This is a genomic window from Xanthobacter autotrophicus (assembly GCF_005871085.1).
GTDB lineage: Bacteria > Pseudomonadota > Alphaproteobacteria > Rhizobiales > Xanthobacteraceae > Xanthobacter > Xanthobacter autotrophicus.
On the sequence record NZ_VAUP01000037.1, the window covers coordinates 330125 to 346104 of the forward strand.

The following is a 15980-nucleotide window of genomic DNA, read 5'->3' on the forward strand; positions in this document are numbered from 1 at the left end:
CGAACCTATGACCCCCGCCCTGTCCAACCTCCAGATCAATGCCGACCGCCTCTGGAGCACCATCCTCGAAACCGCGCAGTTCGGCGGCACGCCGAAGGGCGGCGTCAAGCGCCTGACCCTGAGCGAGGAAGACCGGCAGGTGCGCGACTGGTTCCGCGACGCCTGCGAGGCCGCCGGCTGCACCGTGAGCGTGGATACGCTGGGCAACATGTTCGCCCTGCGCCCCGGCAAGGACCCGGGAAAGGCGCCGCTCGGCATCGGCTCCCATCTCGACACCCAGCCCACCGGCGGCAAGTTTGACGGCGTGCTCGGCACGCTGGCCGCCCTTGAGGTGGTGCGCGCCCTCAACGACGCCGGCATCGAGACCGACACGCCTTTGTGCGTCGTCAACTGGACCAATGAGGAAGGCTCGCGCTTCGCCCCGGCCATGATGGGCTCGGCCGGCCATGTGGCCGACCTGCCGCTGGCCGAAATCCTCGCCCGCACCGATGCGGAGGGCGTGAGCGTCGGCGAAGCCCTCGACGCCATCGGCTATCGCGGCGCGGTGCCGCTGGGCACCCAGACATTCAGCGGCTTCCTGGAGCTGCACATCGAGCAGGGACCAATCCTGGAGGCGGAGAACCTCACCATCGGCGTGGTGGAGCATGGCCAGGGCATCATCTGGTACGACGGGCGCATCACCGGCTTCGAGAGCCATGCGGGCTCCACCCCCATGCACCTGCGCAAGGATGCCCTCGCCACCTTGTCCGAGATCGTCCTCGCGGTGGAACAGCTGGCGGTGGAGCTGGGGCCGAACGCGGTGGGAACGGTGGCGGACATCACCCTCGCCCGGCAGTCGCGCAATGTGATCCCCGGCGAGATCACCTTCGCCGCCGAGTTCCGCACGCCGGACGCCGGCATCCTCGAAGCCCTGGACAAGGGCCTTCAGGCGGCGGTGGTGCGCATCGCGCAGAAGCGGAAGGTGAGCGTCGCGCTGGACACCATCTGGCGCAAGGAGCCCACCCATTTCGATCCCGCCATCACCGGCGCGGTGGCCGCCGCGGCGCAGAAGCTGGGCCTCAGCCACCGGCCCATGGTCTCGGGCGCGGGGCACGATTCCTTCCACCTCGCCACCATCGTGCCCACGGGCATGATCTTCGTGCCCTGCAAGGACGGGGTGAGCCACAACGAGCTGGAATCCGCCACCAAAGACGATTGCGCGGCAGGCGCCAACGTTCTGCTCCACGCCGTGCTGGCATTGGCCGGCGATGCCGCAAAAGCGTGAGACTCACGCCGTGAGCTGTGCCCCCTCCACCCTCCGCACCGGCCCGCTGACGGCGCAGGCTTTGACGGCGGAAGGCTTCGCGCCCTTCGGCGACGTGCTGCGCGTGCCGCAGGAGGTGGGGACGCGCGCCTATTTCGACGACGCGCTGGCGAGCCTGAAGCCGCACACGCCGGCGAGCCTCTCCCTCATCCTCGCCGCGCCCAGCCTGGCGCGGCCGGTGCCGGTCACCATCATCGAGCGGCACCGGCTCACTTCGCAAAGCTTCGTGCCCATGGCCCTCACCCCATGGCTGGTGGTAGTGGCGCCGAACGCTGCGGACGGATCGCCCGACCTTGCCGCCGCGATGGCCTTCCTACCCGGCCCCGGCCAGGGCATCACCCTGAAGCCGGGCGTGTGGCACGCCCCGCTCACGGTGTTGGAGGCCCCGGCCCCGTTCGCCATCTTCATGTGGCGCGACTTCGGCCCGGACGACGAGGACTTCGCCGACATCGCCCCGTTCACCGTCGCGCTCTGAGGCCAAAAGACCCGGTTCACGACGGCGAGGCCGACGCGCGAAACATCCGCCTCACCGCACCCAAAAGAAAAGGCCGCCCGAGGGGCGGCCTTTCCATTTTCCGTCGAAGCCACACAGGCCCGCCGATCACTCCGCCGCGTCGACGGGGCCTTCCACCAGGGGATGGCCCTCGCTCTGCTCGTCGCGGGTCGCAACGATGAGGTCGTCGCGGCTGTTGGCGATGGTGCGCAGGCGGGACATCTGGGCGCCGGTGCCGGCCGGGATGAGGCGGCCGACGATGACATTCTCCTTCAGGCCTTCCAGCGGATCCACCTTGCCGTTGACCGCCGCCTCGGTGAGGACGCGGGTGGTCTCCTGGAAGGAGGCCGCCGAGAAGAAGGAGCGCGTCTGGAGCGACGCCTTGGTGATGCCCAGCAGCACGGGATGGCCGGTGGCGGGCTTCTTCGCCTCTTCCGCGGCCTTCTCGTTCGCCTCGATGAACTCGATGCGGTCCACCTGCTCGCCGTCCAGGAAGTCGGTCTCGCCGCTGTCGTCGATCTCGACCTTCTGGAGCATGTTCCGGACAATCACCTCGATGTGCTTGTCGTTGATGTGCACGCCCTGAAGCCGGTAGACCTCCTGGATCTCGTTGACGAGGAAGGCGGCAAGCTCTTCCACGCCCTTGATCGCCAGGATGTCGTGCGGCGCTGGGTTGCCGTCGACGATGAAGTCGCCCTTCTCCACCACGTCGCCGTCCTGGAGATGGATGTGCTTGCCCTTGGGGATCAGGTATTCCACCGCATCCCCGCCATCCGCCGGCTCGATGGAGAGCCGGCGCTTGTTCTTGTAGTCACGGCCGAACCGGATGGTGCCGGAGATTTCGGCGATGATGGCCGCATCCTTGGGACGACGCGCCTCGAACAGCTCCGCCACGCGCGGCAGACCGCCCGTGATGTCGCGGGTCTTGGCGCTCTCCATGGGCACGCGGGCCACCGCGTCGCCGGCACTGATGGTCTGGTTGGGGTCCACCGAGATGATGGCCTCCACCGGCAGGGCATAGCGGGCGTCGCCGCCGCGCGGCAGCTTGATGATCTTGCCGTCCTTGCCCTTGATCAGGATGGCGGGGCGCAGCTCCGGCCCACGGCCGGAACGCGAATCCGTCACCACGCGCTTGGCGATGCCGGTCGACTCGTCGACCGTCTCGTTCATGGAGGAGCCTTCCGTCAGGTCCTCGAACGCCACGATGCCGTCCACCTCGGAGAGGATGGGGCGGGTGTAGGGGTCCCACTCGGCGATGCGCTGGCCGCGCTTGATGGTGTCGCCCTCGTCCACCTTGAGGCGGGCGCCGTACTGCACGCGGTTGACCGCGCGCTCGGTGCCGTCATGGTCGACGATGACCACCGCGAGGTTGCGGGCCATCACCACGAGATCGCCTTCCGAGTTCCGCGCCACGTTGCGGTTGCGGATGCGGACGACGCCCTCGAAGTTGCTTTCCACATAAGACGAGTCGGCGAGGGTCGCCGCGCCGCCGATGTGGAAGGTGCGCATGGTCAGCTGGGTGCCCGGCTCGCCGATGGACTGGGCGGCGATGACGCCCACCGCCTCGCCCATGTTCACCGGGGTGCCGCGGGCCAGGTCACGCCCGTAGCAGGTGCCGCACACGCCGTTCCGGGTCTCGCAGGTCAAGACCGAGCGGATCTTGATCTCCTGGATGCCGGACTTGTTGATCCGCTCGACGTGCCACTCCTCGATCATGGTGCCGCGGGGCACGATGACGTTGCCGGTGGCCGGCTCCACGATGTCTTCCGCCGCGGTGCGGCCGAGGACGCGCGAGGCGAGCGAGGCCACCACCTGGCCCGCGTCGATGATGGCGCGCATGTGGATCCCCTTCTCCGAGCCGCAATCGCGCTCGGTGATGATGGAATCCTGCGCCACGTCCACGAGGCGGCGGGTGAGGTAACCCGAGTTGGCGGTCTTCAGAGCGGTGTCGGCCAGGCCCTTACGCGCGCCGTGGGTGGAGTTGAAGTACTCCATCACGGTCAGGCCTTCCTTGAAGTTCGAGATGATCGGGCTCTCGATGATCTCGCCCGACGGCTTGGCCATGAGGCCGCGCATGCCGGCAAGCTGCTTCATCTGGGCGGGCGACCCACGCGCTCCGGAGTGGCTCATCATGTAGATCGAGTTGATCTGCTTCTCGCGGCCGGTCTTCGGGTCCTTCTTGACCGAAGAGATTTCCTTCATCATCTCCTCGGCGACGCGATCGGAGCACTTGCCCCAGGCGTCCACGACCTTGTTGTACTTCTCGCCCTGGGTAATCAGGCCGTCATTATACTGCTGCTCGTATTCCTTGGTGAGGGTGCGGGTCTCCTCGACCAGGTCCCACTTCTTCTTCGGCACCACCATGTCGTCCTTGCCGAACGAGATGCCGGCGCGGAACGCGTTGTAGAAGCCGAGCGCCATGATGCGGTCGCAGAAGATCACGCTCTCCTTCTGACCGCAGTGCCGGTACACGGCATCGATCATGTTGGAGATTTCCTTCTTCGTCATCAGCTTGTTGACGACGTCGTAGGACAGCTTCGGGTGCTTGGGCAGCAGCTCGCCGATCTTCATGCGACCGGGCGAGGTCTCATAGATCTTGGAATACTGCTTGCCCTCGGCATCCACGCCGATGTAGCGGCCGCGGATCTTGGTGGCGAGCGTGATCGCCTTGGCGTTCAGCGCGTGGTCGATCTCCGCCATGTTGGCGAACATCATCCCCTCGCCCGGCTCCTTCTCCTTCATGATGGAGAGGTAGTAGAGGCCAAGCACGATGTCCTGCGACGGCACGATGATGGGCTGGCCGTTCGCCGGGTGCAGGATGTTGTTGGTGGACATCATCAGCACGCGCGCTTCCAGCTGGGCTTCCAGCGAGAGCGGGACGTGGACGGCCATCTGGTCGCCGTCGAAGTCGGCGTTGAAGGCCGAGCAGACCAGCGGGTGAAGCTGGATCGCCTTGCCCTCGATGAGCACCGGCTCGAACGCCTGGATGCCGAGGCGGTGGAGCGTCGGCGCGCGGTTCAGCATCACCGGGTGCTCGCGGATCACCTCGTCGAGGATGTCCCACACCTCGGGACGCTCCTTCTCCACCAGCTTCTTGGCCTGCTTCACCGTGGCCGAGTGGCCCTTGGCGTCGAGCCGCGAATAGATGAAGGGCTTGAACAGCTCCAGCGCCATCTTCTTGGGCAGGCCGCACTGGTGCAGCTTCAGCTCGGGACCCACCACGATCACCGAACGGCCGGAATAGTCCACGCGCTTGCCGAGCAGGTTCTGGCGGAACCGGCCCTGCTTGCCCTTCAGCATGTCGGCAAGCGACTTCAGCGGGCGCTTGTTGGCGCCGGTGATGACGCGGCCGCGACGGCCGTTGTCGAACAGCGCGTCAACCGCTTCCTGAAGCATGCGCTTCTCGTTGCGGATGATGATGTCCGGCGCGCGCAGCTCGATCAGCCGCTTCAGGCGGTTGTTGCGGTTGATGACGCGGCGGTAGAGGTCGTTGAGGTCCGAGGTCGCGAAGCGGCCGCCGTCGAGGGGCACCAGCGGACGCAGGTCCGGCGGGATGACCGGGACGTGGGTGAGGATCATCCACTCCGGCTTGTTGCCGGAGAGCTGGAAGGCCTCCACGATCTTCAGGCGCTTGGCGAGCTTCTTGGGCTTCAGCTCGGTGGTGGCCTCGGCGATCTCCACGCGCAGGTCGGCGGCGATCTTGTCGAGGTCCATGCCGCGCAGGATCTCGCGGATGGCCTCGGCGCCGATCATGGCGGTGAAGTTGGTCTCGCCGAACTCGTCCTGGGCGCGCAGGTACTCGTCCTCCGAGAGGAGCTGACGGTACTTGAGCTTGGTGGTGCCCGGCTCGATGACGACGAAATATTCGAAGTACAGGATCCGCTCGAGGTCCTTCAGCGTCATGTCGAGCAGCAGGCCGATGCGGCTCGGCAGGGACTTCAGGAACCAGATGTGCGCCACCGGGGCCGCAAGCTCGATGTGGCCCATGCGCTCGCGGCGCACGCGCGACAAGGTGACCTCGACGCCGCACTTCTCGCAGATGATGCCCTTGTACTTCATCCGCTTGTACTTGCCGCACAGGCACTCGTAGTCCTTGATGGGACCGAAGATGCGCGCGCAGAACAAGCCGTCACGCTCGGGCTTGAACGTGCGGTAGTTGATGGTTTCCGGCTTCTTGATCTCGCCATACGACCAGGACTTGATCTTGTCCGGGCTCGCAATGGTGATGCGGATCTGGTTGAAGGCCGGGGCCGGAACGGTCGGATTGAAGACGTTCAGGACTTCCTGGTTCATGAGCTGGCTCCCAAACGAAGTGGGCCTTTATCTTCGACCCTGACCGGCCGATGCGCCGGTCAGGCGGTCCGCGATGCGCGGATGTAGTCCTTAAGGACGGGCGGCAGGCGCGGCCGGAGCGGGCCGCGCGATCCCGTCAGCTGTTTTCGAGGTCGACGTTGAGGCCGAGCGAGCGCATTTCCTTCACGAGCACGTTGAAGCTCTCGGGAATGCCGCTCTCGAACGTGTCCTCGCCGCGCACGATGGCCTCGTAGACCTTGGTGCGGCCGGCCACGTCGTCGGACTTCACCGTCAGCATCTCCTGCAGGGTGTAGGCCGCGCCGTAGGCTTCGAGGGCCCACACCTCCATTTCGCCGAAGCGCTGTCCACCGAACTGCGCCTTGCCGCCCAGGGGCTGCTGGGTAACCAGCGAGTAGGGGCCGATGGAGCGGGCGTGGATCTTGTCGTCGACCAGATGGTGGAGCTTCAGCATGTAGATGTAGCCCACCGTGACCTTACGATCGAACGGCTCGCCGGTGCGCCCGTCATAGAGCGTGGACTGGCCGGAGGCGTCCAAGCCCGCCTTCTCCAGCTGCTGCTCGATGTCGGCCTCGTGCGCCCCGTCGAACACCGGGGTAGCCATGGGCACGCCCTTGCGCAGGTTCTCGCCCAGCTCGGGCAGTTCCCCGTCCTTGAGCTGGTCGATCTCCTCCTTGCCGTAGATGGTTTCGAGGCGATCGCGCAGGGGCTTGAGGTCCTGCTTGCCGTAATAGGCTTCCATCGCCGCGGCCACCTGCCGGCCGAGGCCCGCGCAGGCCCAGCCCAGATGGGTCTCCAGGATCTGGCCGACATTCATGCGCGAAGGCACGCCCAGCGGGTTCAGCACGATGTCCACGTTGGTGCCGTCCTCAAGGAACGGCATGTCCTCCACGGGCACGATGCGCGAGACCACGCCCTTGTTGCCGTGGCGGCCGGCCATCTTGTCGCCGGGCTGGATCTTGCGCTTCACCGCGACGAAGACCTTGACCATCTTCATCACGCCGGGGGGCAGCTCGTCGCCGCGCTGCAGCTTCTCGACCTTGTCGAGGAACCGCTGCTCCAGACGCTTCTTAGAGTCGTCGTACTGGGCGCGGATGGCTTCCAGCTCCGCCATGATGGCGTCGTCGGCCACCGCGAACAGCCACCACTGCGAGCGGGGATACTCGGTGAGGATCTCGCGGGTGACCACGGTCTCCTTCCGGAAGCCCTTGGGCCCGGCGATGGCGGTCTTGCCGTCGAGGATCTCGATCAGGCGGCCGTAGACGTTGCGGTCCAGGATCGCCTGCTCGTCGTCGCGGTCCTTGGCGAGGCGCTCGATTTCCTCGCGCTCGATGGCCAGGGCGCGCTCGTCCTTGTCCACGCCGTGGCGGTTGAACACGCGCACTTCCACGATGGTACCGGTGGTGCCGGGCGGCAGGCGCAGCGAGGTGTCGCGCACGTCGGCGGCCTTCTCGCCGAAGATGGCGCGCAGCAGCTTTTCTTCCGGCGTCATCGGGCTTTCGCCCTTGGGCGTGATCTTGCCCACGAGGATGTCGCCGGCGCGCACTTCCGCGCCGATGTAGACGATGCCGGCCTCGTCGAGATTCTTCAGCGCCTCTTCCGAAACGTTGGGAATGTCGCGGGTGATTTCCTCCGGCCCGAGCTTGGTGTCGCGGGCCATCGCCTCGAATTCCTCGATGTGGATCGAGGTGAACACGTCCTCCTTGGCGATGTTCTCCGAGAGCAGGATGGAATCTTCGAAGTTGTAGCCGTTCCACGGCATGAACGCGACGAGCACGTTCCGGCCGAGCGCCAGCTCACCGAGTTCGGTCGAGGGACCGTCGGCGATGATGTCGCCCTTCTTCACCTGGTCACCCACGCGCACCAGCGGACGCTGGTTGATGCAGGTGGACTGGTTGGAACGCTGGAACTTCATCAGCCGGTAGATGTCGACGCCCGACTTGGACGGATCGGCCTCTTCCGTGGCGCGGATGACGATACGGGTGGCGTCCACCTGGTCGATGACGCCGGTGCGGCGGGCGGCGATGGCAGCGCCCGAATCCCGGGCCACCACGGCTTCCATGCCGGTGCCCACCAGCGGCGCCTGGGAGCGCACCAACGGCACCGCCTGGCGCTGCATGTTGGAGCCCATAAGCGCGCGGTTGGCGTCGTCGTTCTCAAGGAACGGGATCAGCGCCGCGGCCACCGAGACCAGCTGCTTGGGGGACACGTCCATGAAGTCCACCCGGTCGGGGGCGACCAGGAGCACGTCGCCCGCATGGCGGCAGACGATCAGGTCTTCCTCGAAGCGGCCGTCGGCGTCGAGCGGGATGTTGGCCTGCGCGACGTAATACTTCCCCTCCTCCATGGCGGAGAGATAGACCACCTCATCGGTGACCTTGCTGTCCACCACGCGGCGGTAGGGTGCCTCGATGAAGCCGTACTTGTTCACGCGGGCAAACGTCGCCAGCGAGTTGATGAGGCCGATGTTCGGGCCTTCCGGCGTCTCGATGGGGCAGATGCGGCCGTAGTGGGTCGGGTGCACGTCGCGCACCTCGAAGCCGGCACGCTCGCGGGTCAGGCCGCCCGGGCCAAGCGCCGAGAGACGGCGCTTGTGGGTGATCTCCGACAGCGGGTTGGTCTGGTCCATGAACTGCGAGAGCTGGGACGAGCCGAAGAACTCGCGCACCGCCGCCGCCACCGGCTTGGCGTTGATGAGGTCCTGCGGCATCACGGTATCGATGTCCACGGAGGACATGCGTTCCTTGATGGCGCGCTCCATGCGCAGCAGGCCGACGCGGTACTGGTTCTCCATCAGCTCGCCCACCGAGCGCACGCGGCGGTTGCCCAGGTGGTCGATGTCGTCGATCTCGCCCTTGCCGTCGCGCAGCTCCACCAGCGTCCTGATGACGGAGAGGATGTCGTCGCGGCGCAGCACCCGAACGGTGTCGGGGCAGTCGAGGTCGAGGCGCATGTTCATCTTCACGCGGCCGACCGCGGAAAGGTCGTAGCGCTCGCTGTCGAAGAACAGCGAGTGGAACATGGCCTGCGCCGAATCGATGGTCGGCGGCTCGCCCGGGCGCATCACGCGGTAGATGTCGAAGAGCGCGTCCTCGCGGGTCACGTTCTTGTCGGCCGTCAGCGTGTTGCGGATATAGGCGCCGGTGTTGACGTGGTCGATGTCCAGCACCGGAATTTCGTTGTAGCCGGTCTCTTCGAGCAGCTTCAGCGTCTTCTCGGTGATTTCCTCCCCCGCCTCGGCGTGGATCTCGCCCGAGGCAAGGTCCACCAGATCTTCGGCGATGTACTGGCCGATCATCTCCTCATTGGAGATCTTGAGGGCCTTGAGGCCCTTCTCGGCGAGCTGGCGACCGGCGCGCACGGTCAGCTTCTTGCCGGCCTCGAGCACGACTTCGCCGGTGTCGGCGTCGACGAGGTCGGCGACGGCCTTATAGCCCTTCATGCGCTTGGGATCGAACGGCATGCGCCAGCCGCCCTTCTCCCGCGTGAAGGGGATCTTCTCGTAGAAGGTCGCGAGGATTTCCTCGTTGTCGAGGCCGAGGGCATAGAGCAGGCTCGTCACCGGAATCTTCCGGCGCCGGTCGATGCGCGCGAACACGATGTCCTTGGCATCGAACTCGATGTCGAGCCAGGAGCCGCGGTACGGGATGATGCGGGCGGCGAACAGGAGCTTGCCCGAGGAGTGGGTCTTGCCCTTGTCGTGGTCGAAGAACACGCCCGGCGAACGGTGCATCTGGGAAACGATGACGCGCTCGGTGCCGTTCACGATGAACGTGCCGTTCATGGTCATGAGCGGGATATCGCCGGTGTAGACGTCCTGCTCCTTGATGTCCTTCACCGACTTGGCACCGGTTTCGGGATCCACATCGAACACGATGAGGCGCAGCGTGACCTTCAACGGGGCAGCGAACGTCATGCCGCGCTGGCGGCACTCGTCCACATCATACTTGGGGGGCTCGAACTCGTAGCGCACGAACTCCAGCATGGAGGCGCCGGAAAAGTCGGAGATGGGGAACACCGACTTGAACACCGCCTGAAGGCCGTCGTCGTCGCGTCCGCCCTTGGGTTCCTCGATCTGGAGGAACTGGTCGTAGGATGCCTTCTGAACCTCGATGAGGTTCGGCATCTCGGCCACTTCCTTGATCTTGCCGAAGAACTTGCGGATCCGCTTGCGACCGGTGAACGTTTGCGCCATCTCGATCCTCGTCCGTCCTGGTCCCCTCGGGCCGGCACCCTTCGCCTCAGTAGAGACAAGGGCACGCCGCGCCGGCACCGGAACCTCACCACCGTCAAACCCGAAGAGGTGGGGGCAAAAGCCATCCCCCTTCAGCACTATGACGGCTCTCCCGGCAGTCGTGGGGCATTGCCCGCAGCGGCTGCCGGGAGAACCGTCGTCTCCGATGCATCGCCCCCAAAAGGTCCGGGAGCGATGCTATGGACGGGGTCCCGGTCGAAACCGGGCCCTCGAACGTCAAAAGCTCACTTGAGCTCGACCTTGGCGCCAGCCTTCTCGAGCTGGGCCTTGAGCTTCTCGGCCTCGTCCTTGGCAACAGCCTCCTTGACGGGCTTGGGAGCGCCTTCCACCAGGTCCTTGGCTTCCTTGAGGCCGAGACCGGTGATGGCGCGCACTTCCTTGATGACTTCGATCTTCTTCTCGCCAGCGGCGACGAGGATCACATTGAACTCGGTCTGCTCCTCGACGGCGGCAGCGGCAGCGGCCGGGGCAGCGGCAACAGCCACGGCGGCGGCGGCGGAAACGCCCCACTTCTCCTCGAGGAGCTTCGCCAGCTCGGCGGCCTCGAGAACGGTCAGGGAGGAGAGCTCGTCGACGAGCTTGGTCAGGTCAGCCATGGGAATAGTCCTTAAGATAGGTTCGGATTTTGGATTTGCGAGACCAGGCCGCCAGCTGCGGCCCGATCCTCACGCAGCTTCGTCCTGCTTGGCATAGGCCCCGAACACGCGGGCGAGCTTGGCTGCCGGCGCGGTGGTGATCTGCGCGATCTTGGTCGCCGGGGCCTGGATAAGGCCGACGAGCTTGGCACGCAGTTCGTCCAGGGACGGAAGGGTCGCAAGCGCCTTCACTCCGTCCACGTTCAGGGCCGTAGTGCCCATCGCTCCGCCAAGGATCACGAACTTGTCATTCGTCTTGGCGAATTCGACAGCCACCTTCGGCGCCGCCACCGGATCGCTGGAATAGGCGATCAGGGTCGGTCCCTTGAGCAGGGACGCCACATGGGCGACGTCGGAGCCTTCCAGAGCGATCTTGGCGAGGCGGTTCTTGGCCACCTTCACGGTCGCACCGCTTGCCTTCATCTGCCGGCGCAGGCGCGACAGCTGGGCAACGGTGAGGCCGGAATAGTGGGCGACCACGACGACGGAGGTGCTCTTGAACACATCCGTAAGCGTCGTGACGAGCTCTTGTTTTTGCGCTCGATCCACGTCTGGCTCTCTTTAAGCCTGTGGCGGCACCCTCACCCCAAATGGGGCTCGAAATCCCGCCGGTTGCGCCTTGCCGCACACCGCGACCAACCTGTCGAAAGCGACATGAAGGCCGCGATCCGCGACGCTCTCATGCCCTGTCCCCTCTTGATCCGGGCACGGAAAACCGTGTCGCGGAGCGCAAGGCGCTGGTTCCGAACCGATCTTCATCCCCGCGACACACGGCCTTGTTGACCCGTGCCGGCGGAGGCAAAATTCCGGTCTTCCCCGTCTATGCTGGCTCTCCAAAGTCCACCTCGGCGAGGCGGGTGCGAGAATTAAGCCTTGATCGTTCGCGGATTTGAGCGAACATCAGGGCGCCGGCAGTCTCGGACAGGACTTATCGCCTGCTAGGCATCCGTCGTTGGTGGCCGCAAGGACCGCCAGGGCAGACATCTGACAGACGATAAGGCCGGGCGGGCGAACCCTCCCAGCCCTTTCACCCCGTCTAGGGTGAAAGCTACAGATACTTTGTCCGAACGGCGGACCGTCCGGAAACAGCCGATATATAGGGTCGCGCCTCACTTGTCACGCCCCTTGCGCACTTTTTGCATCAGGGGTCGAACCGACTGGCCGATGCGGTCACACCACCTCGCACCCACAGGGCGCAAGGTGGTCGCAAGCGGAGCCCACGCGCGCCACCCTCAAGGTCCGACGGTCCGTCGACGCCTTAGCGCGGGGGCAATGGCGCCTGCGGGTTTCAGGCCGTGCGGATCGAACCGGAAAGCGCGGCCGGGCGACCGGCGGGCTGCTTGGCGGAACGGGCACCGGCTTCCTCGGCTGCCTCGCGGGCGAGGCGACGGATATCGGAGCGGCTGATGCCCATGTCGGACAATTCCCGGTCGCTCAGGGAACCGAGTTCATCAACCACGCGGCGACGCATCACCGCGCCGGCGAAGAAGCTGCCGAGGGCAACCCACAAGGTCTGAAGTGCGAACATGGTCTTCTCCTCACGCCACAGAGGCGTTAGCTGCAACGCAGCATTTGAGAGAAGATAGACCGCGTTGCAGTGCGGCAGAACCGCTCAGAATGCAGGCCTGCCCTGTCGCCAGCTGGTATCGCCTTAACGGATCGGCAACGAACCCACCCCAGGCCAAAAGCCAGATCGACCCAAGCCAAAGCCAGCCAAGCCAACGGCCGCCCAAAACAAAAGGCCGGGCGCTTGGCCCGGCCTTTCAAAAACGCGCAAGCGTCGAGGGACTCAGGCGGTGTGAACGGTCGCCGGTTCCACCTTGATGCCCGGGCCCATGGTGGAGGACACCGCCACGCGCTGCAGGTAGGTGCCCTTGGCGCCCGCCGGCTTGGCCTTCACCACCGCATCCACGAAGGCGCGGATGTTCTCGGCCAGCTTGTCGGCCGGGAACGAGGCCTTGCCGATGCCGCCGTGGATGATGCCGGCCTTCTCGACGCGGAACTCCACCGCGCCGCCCTTGGCGGCGGCGACGGCGCCCTTCACGTCCATGGTCACGGTGCCGACCTTCGGGTTCGGCATCAGGCCGCGCGGGCCGAGGATCTTGCCGAGACGGCCGACCAGCGGCATCAGGTCCGGGGTGGCGATGCAGCGATCGAACTCGATGGTGCCGCCCTGGATGGTCTCGAGGAGGTCCTCGGCGCCCACGATGTCGGCGCCGGCCGCCTTGGCTTCATCAGCCTTGGCGCCACGGGCGAACACCGCCACGCGCACGGTACGACCCGAGCCGTTGGGCAGGTTGCACACGCCGCGAACCATCTGGTCCGCATGGCGGGGATCGACGCCAAGGTTCAGCGCGACCTCGATGGTCTCGTCGAACTTGGCCGTGGTGCGCTCCTTCAGGAGGGCCAGGGCCTCGTCGAGGGGATAGAGCTTGACGTGGTCAATGCCTTCGTTGACGGCGCGGATGCGCTTGCCTTGCTTCGCCATGGCGCTCACCCCTGAACCTGCAGGCCCATGGAACGGGCCGAACCTTCGATCATCTGGACGGCGGCCTCGACGGTCTCGCAGTTCAGATCCTTCATCTTCTTCTCGGCGATCTCCGAGAGCTGGGCGCGGGTGACCTTGCCCACGAAGGTGCCCTTGCCGGGCGTCTTGGAGCCGGAGCCGGGCTTCTTCTTGGTCTCAAGGCCGGCGGCCTTCTTCAGGAAGTAGGAGACCGGCGGGGTCTTCAGCTCGAAGGTGAAGGAGCGATCCTGGTAGGCGGTGATCACCACCGGGATCGGCATGCCCTTTTCGAGCTGCGCGGTCTGGGCGTTGAACGCCTTGCAGAATTCCATGATGTTCAGGCCGCGCTGACCGAGCGCGGGACCAATCGGCGGGGCCGGATTGGCGCTGCCGGCAGGCACCTGCAGCTTGACGTAACCGGTAATTTTCTTCGCCATTGCACTACTCCCAAAATGCGCCGCTCACCCCCTCGGGGGCTGGCGGGCGGGATCGCGTGGTGCGGATCGAGGAGCGCTTGGCGAGACGCTCCCTCCCCTCCCACGCCGGCGCCCTGCCCTGCGGCACGGCACCACTTCAGGCGGCGCGAACGCCGCCCATTCGGCTCAGACCTTCTCGACCTGAGCGAATTCCAGTTCTACCGGCGTCGCGCGGCCGAAGATGGACACCGCCACCTTCACGCGCGAGCGGCTCTCGTCCACCTCTTCCACGATGCCGTTGAACGAGGCGAAGGGGCCGTCGGCCACCTTCACCGTCTCGCCCACCTCGAAGGTGATGGAGGGCTTGGGCCGCTCAATGCCTTCCTGGACCTGCTGCAGGATGCGCATGGCCTCGGATTCGGAGATGGGCATGGGCTTGTTGTCGGCGCCCAGGAAACCGGTGACCTTCGGCGTGTTCTTGATGAGATGGAAGGCCTCGTCGGTGAGGTCCATCTTCACCAGCACGTAGCCGGGGAAAAACTTGCGCTCGGCATCCACCTTCCGGCCGCGCCGTACCTCCACCACCTTCTCGGTGGGCACGAGGATCTGCTCGAACAGCTCGGTCAGCCCGCGTTGTTCGGCCTGCTCGCGGATGGAGTCAGCCACCTTCTTCTCGAAGTTGGAATAGGCGTGAACGATATACCAGCGCTTGGCCATGGTGCCTTCCTTTCCGCTCAGTGCCCGAGGGTCAGGAGGGTCGACACGCCGAATCGGATGATCTGGTCGACGACGAGGAAGAAGATGGAGGCGAGGAACACCATCACGAACACCATGCCCGTGGTGATCAGCGTCTCGCGCCGGGTCGGCCAGGTGACCTTCGCCGTTTCGGCGCGGACCTGCTGAAAGAACTCGACAGGACTGTTCTTCGCCATAGCGTTCTTCGCCAATCGTTCCCGGCCGCCTGGTCCGGACGCCCCATGGGCTGCTCCGGTGACCGCCACCTCTGTGTCGCGGCACGAACGCCGCCTCAAGAATATTCCACCCCGCCGGCGCCGGCTCTTGCGAGACCTTGCTACGGGATCATTCGGGCGGGGGTGAGGCTTGCGTCGTCGCGCCCCGTGCCGCCGTCTCGCCGTGCCTGCCGCCCCTCTCGGAAGTGGCAGGAGTGGAGGGACTCGAACCCCCAACCCCCGGTTTTGGAGACCGGTGCTCTAACCAGTTGAGCTACACTCCTATAGCCTGAAGGCGCCGCCCGAAAGACCGCGCCCCGGCATCAGGGCCGGCACCCCGAAGCGCGAGCAATCGCCCGCCGGCCTCGAGGGTAGACTCCGCCGCGCCGGGGAGTGACCCAGCGCATTGGACGGGTGTGTGTAGTGGCATGCGCGGCGCCTGTAAAGGGGGCGCGGGCGCGCTGTCCCCAATGCGGGACACTGCCGAGGGCCGGCGGGTCAGTCCTCGGACTTGGTCGCCCCGGTCGCGGCCGGTGGGGTGACGCCGTGGGCGCAGTCGTAGTTCACCGCGGTGCCGGGCGCGTTCTCGAACACGCAGCGGGTTTCCGGCGGGTCCCCGCACACCTTGGTGAGGGGCTTGAAGCCCACACAGCGGCCATCCGGCCCGCGATAGCCGGCGCCGCCCCCGCAGCCGCAGCCCTCGCAAGGCGGACGCTCGGGACACGCCTCCTTCGCGCTGGCACCCAGTGGGGCGGCAACCAGCGCCGCAAGCAGGACAAGGCCCCGCAAGCCCACCACCGGGCCAAACGAAAAGAGCGGCGCCAAGGGCGCCGCTCTCCTGTCGTCAGACCGCGGACTTTTCGTCCGGGCCCAGATCACTCGATGATGGAGGCGACGACGCCGGCACCCCAACCCGGCCGCGCTTGTCGCGGACGGGCCGGTTGCTTCGATCACTCGATGATCGAAGCAACCACCCCTGCTCCAACCGTGCGGCCACCCTCGCGGATGGCGAAGCGCAGCTTTTCTTCCATGGCGATGGGAACGATCAGCGCCACGTCCATGGACACGTTGTCGCCCGGCATCACCATCTCGGTGCCTTCCGGCAGCGTGC

At 66.0% G+C, this 15980-nt stretch carries 12 protein-coding genes, 1 tRNA gene and 1 pseudogene; 2 read left to right on the forward strand and 12 right to left on the reverse strand.

Annotated features, from left to right (window positions below):
- Positions 1-7 precede the first annotated feature (7 nt).
- Both FBQ73_RS19210 and FBQ73_RS19215 read left to right on the forward strand, forming a co-directional pair.
- A complete protein-coding gene (locus FBQ73_RS19210; RefSeq protein ID WP_138401120.1) occupies positions 8-1264 on the forward strand; it encodes a Zn-dependent hydrolase in 1257 nt (418 codons plus the stop codon).
- A 10-nt stretch (positions 1265-1274) separates the two neighbouring features.
- Positions 1275-1778, forward strand: coding sequence for an ureidoglycolate lyase (locus tag FBQ73_RS19215; protein ID WP_170218974.1), 504 nt, complete (start codon positions 1275-1277; stop codon positions 1776-1778).
- Between the two features lie 126 nt (positions 1779-1904).
- Here FBQ73_RS19215 and rpoC read toward each other — a convergent pair whose 3' ends face one another.
- The 12 genes and pseudogenes from rpoC to FBQ73_RS19275 all read right to left on the reverse strand — a co-directional run.
- A complete protein-coding gene (gene rpoC, locus FBQ73_RS19220; RefSeq protein ID WP_138401088.1) occupies positions 1905-6089 on the reverse strand; it encodes a DNA-directed RNA polymerase subunit beta' in 4185 nt (1394 codons plus the stop codon).
- A gap of 136 nt (positions 6090-6225) precedes the next feature.
- Positions 6226-10302 carry a DNA-directed RNA polymerase subunit beta gene (gene rpoB / locus FBQ73_RS19225; RefSeq protein ID WP_138401089.1) on the reverse strand — a complete coding sequence of 1359 codons (4077 nt, stop codon included), beginning with the start codon at positions 10300-10302 and terminating at the stop codon, positions 6226-6228.
- 284 nt (positions 10303-10586) lie between these two features.
- Positions 10587-10958 (reverse strand): 50S ribosomal protein L7/L12, encoded by a 372-nt coding sequence (gene rplL, locus FBQ73_RS19230; protein WP_138401090.1) that lies wholly within the window; start codon positions 10956-10958, stop codon positions 10587-10589.
- A gap of 69 nt (positions 10959-11027) precedes the next feature.
- On the reverse strand, positions 11028-11546 hold the full coding sequence (gene rplJ, locus FBQ73_RS19235) for a 50S ribosomal protein L10 (RefSeq protein ID WP_138401091.1): 519 nt from the start codon (positions 11544-11546) through the stop codon (positions 11028-11030).
- A gap of 820 nt (positions 11547-12366) precedes the next feature.
- A pseudogene (locus tag FBQ73_RS23300) lies at positions 12367-12462 on the reverse strand (DUF1127 domain-containing protein); the annotation flags it as partial.
- A gap of 324 nt (positions 12463-12786) precedes the next feature.
- Positions 12787-13485 carry a 50S ribosomal protein L1 gene (rplA, locus tag FBQ73_RS19245; RefSeq protein ID WP_138401092.1) on the reverse strand — a complete coding sequence of 233 codons (699 nt, stop codon included), beginning with the start codon at positions 13483-13485 and terminating at the stop codon, positions 12787-12789.
- A 5-nt stretch (positions 13486-13490) separates the two neighbouring features.
- Positions 13491-13940: a 50S ribosomal protein L11 gene (gene rplK / locus FBQ73_RS19250; RefSeq protein ID WP_012115335.1), complete on the reverse strand. Its 450-nt coding sequence runs from the start codon at positions 13938-13940 to the stop codon at positions 13491-13493.
- 165 nt (positions 13941-14105) lie between these two features.
- Positions 14106-14636 (reverse strand): transcription termination/antitermination protein NusG, encoded by a 531-nt coding sequence (gene nusG / locus FBQ73_RS19255; protein ID WP_138401093.1) that lies wholly within the window; start codon positions 14634-14636, stop codon positions 14106-14108.
- Positions 14637-14653: 17 nt separating this feature from the next.
- On the reverse strand, positions 14654-14851 hold the full coding sequence (secE, locus tag FBQ73_RS19260) for a preprotein translocase subunit SecE (RefSeq protein ID WP_138401094.1): 198 nt from the start codon (positions 14849-14851) through the stop codon (positions 14654-14656).
- 225 nt (positions 14852-15076) lie between these two features.
- Positions 15077-15153 (reverse strand) — tRNA-Trp (locus FBQ73_RS19265).
- Between the two features lie 214 nt (positions 15154-15367).
- Positions 15368-15694: a hypothetical protein gene (locus tag FBQ73_RS19270; RefSeq protein WP_210236831.1), complete on the reverse strand. Its 327-nt coding sequence runs from the start codon at positions 15692-15694 to the stop codon at positions 15368-15370.
- A gap of 125 nt (positions 15695-15819) precedes the next feature.
- Positions 15820-15980, reverse strand: a 161-nt coding sequence (locus tag FBQ73_RS19275) for an EF-Tu C-terminal domain-related protein (protein WP_449353873.1), incomplete at its 5' end; no start/stop codon positions are given.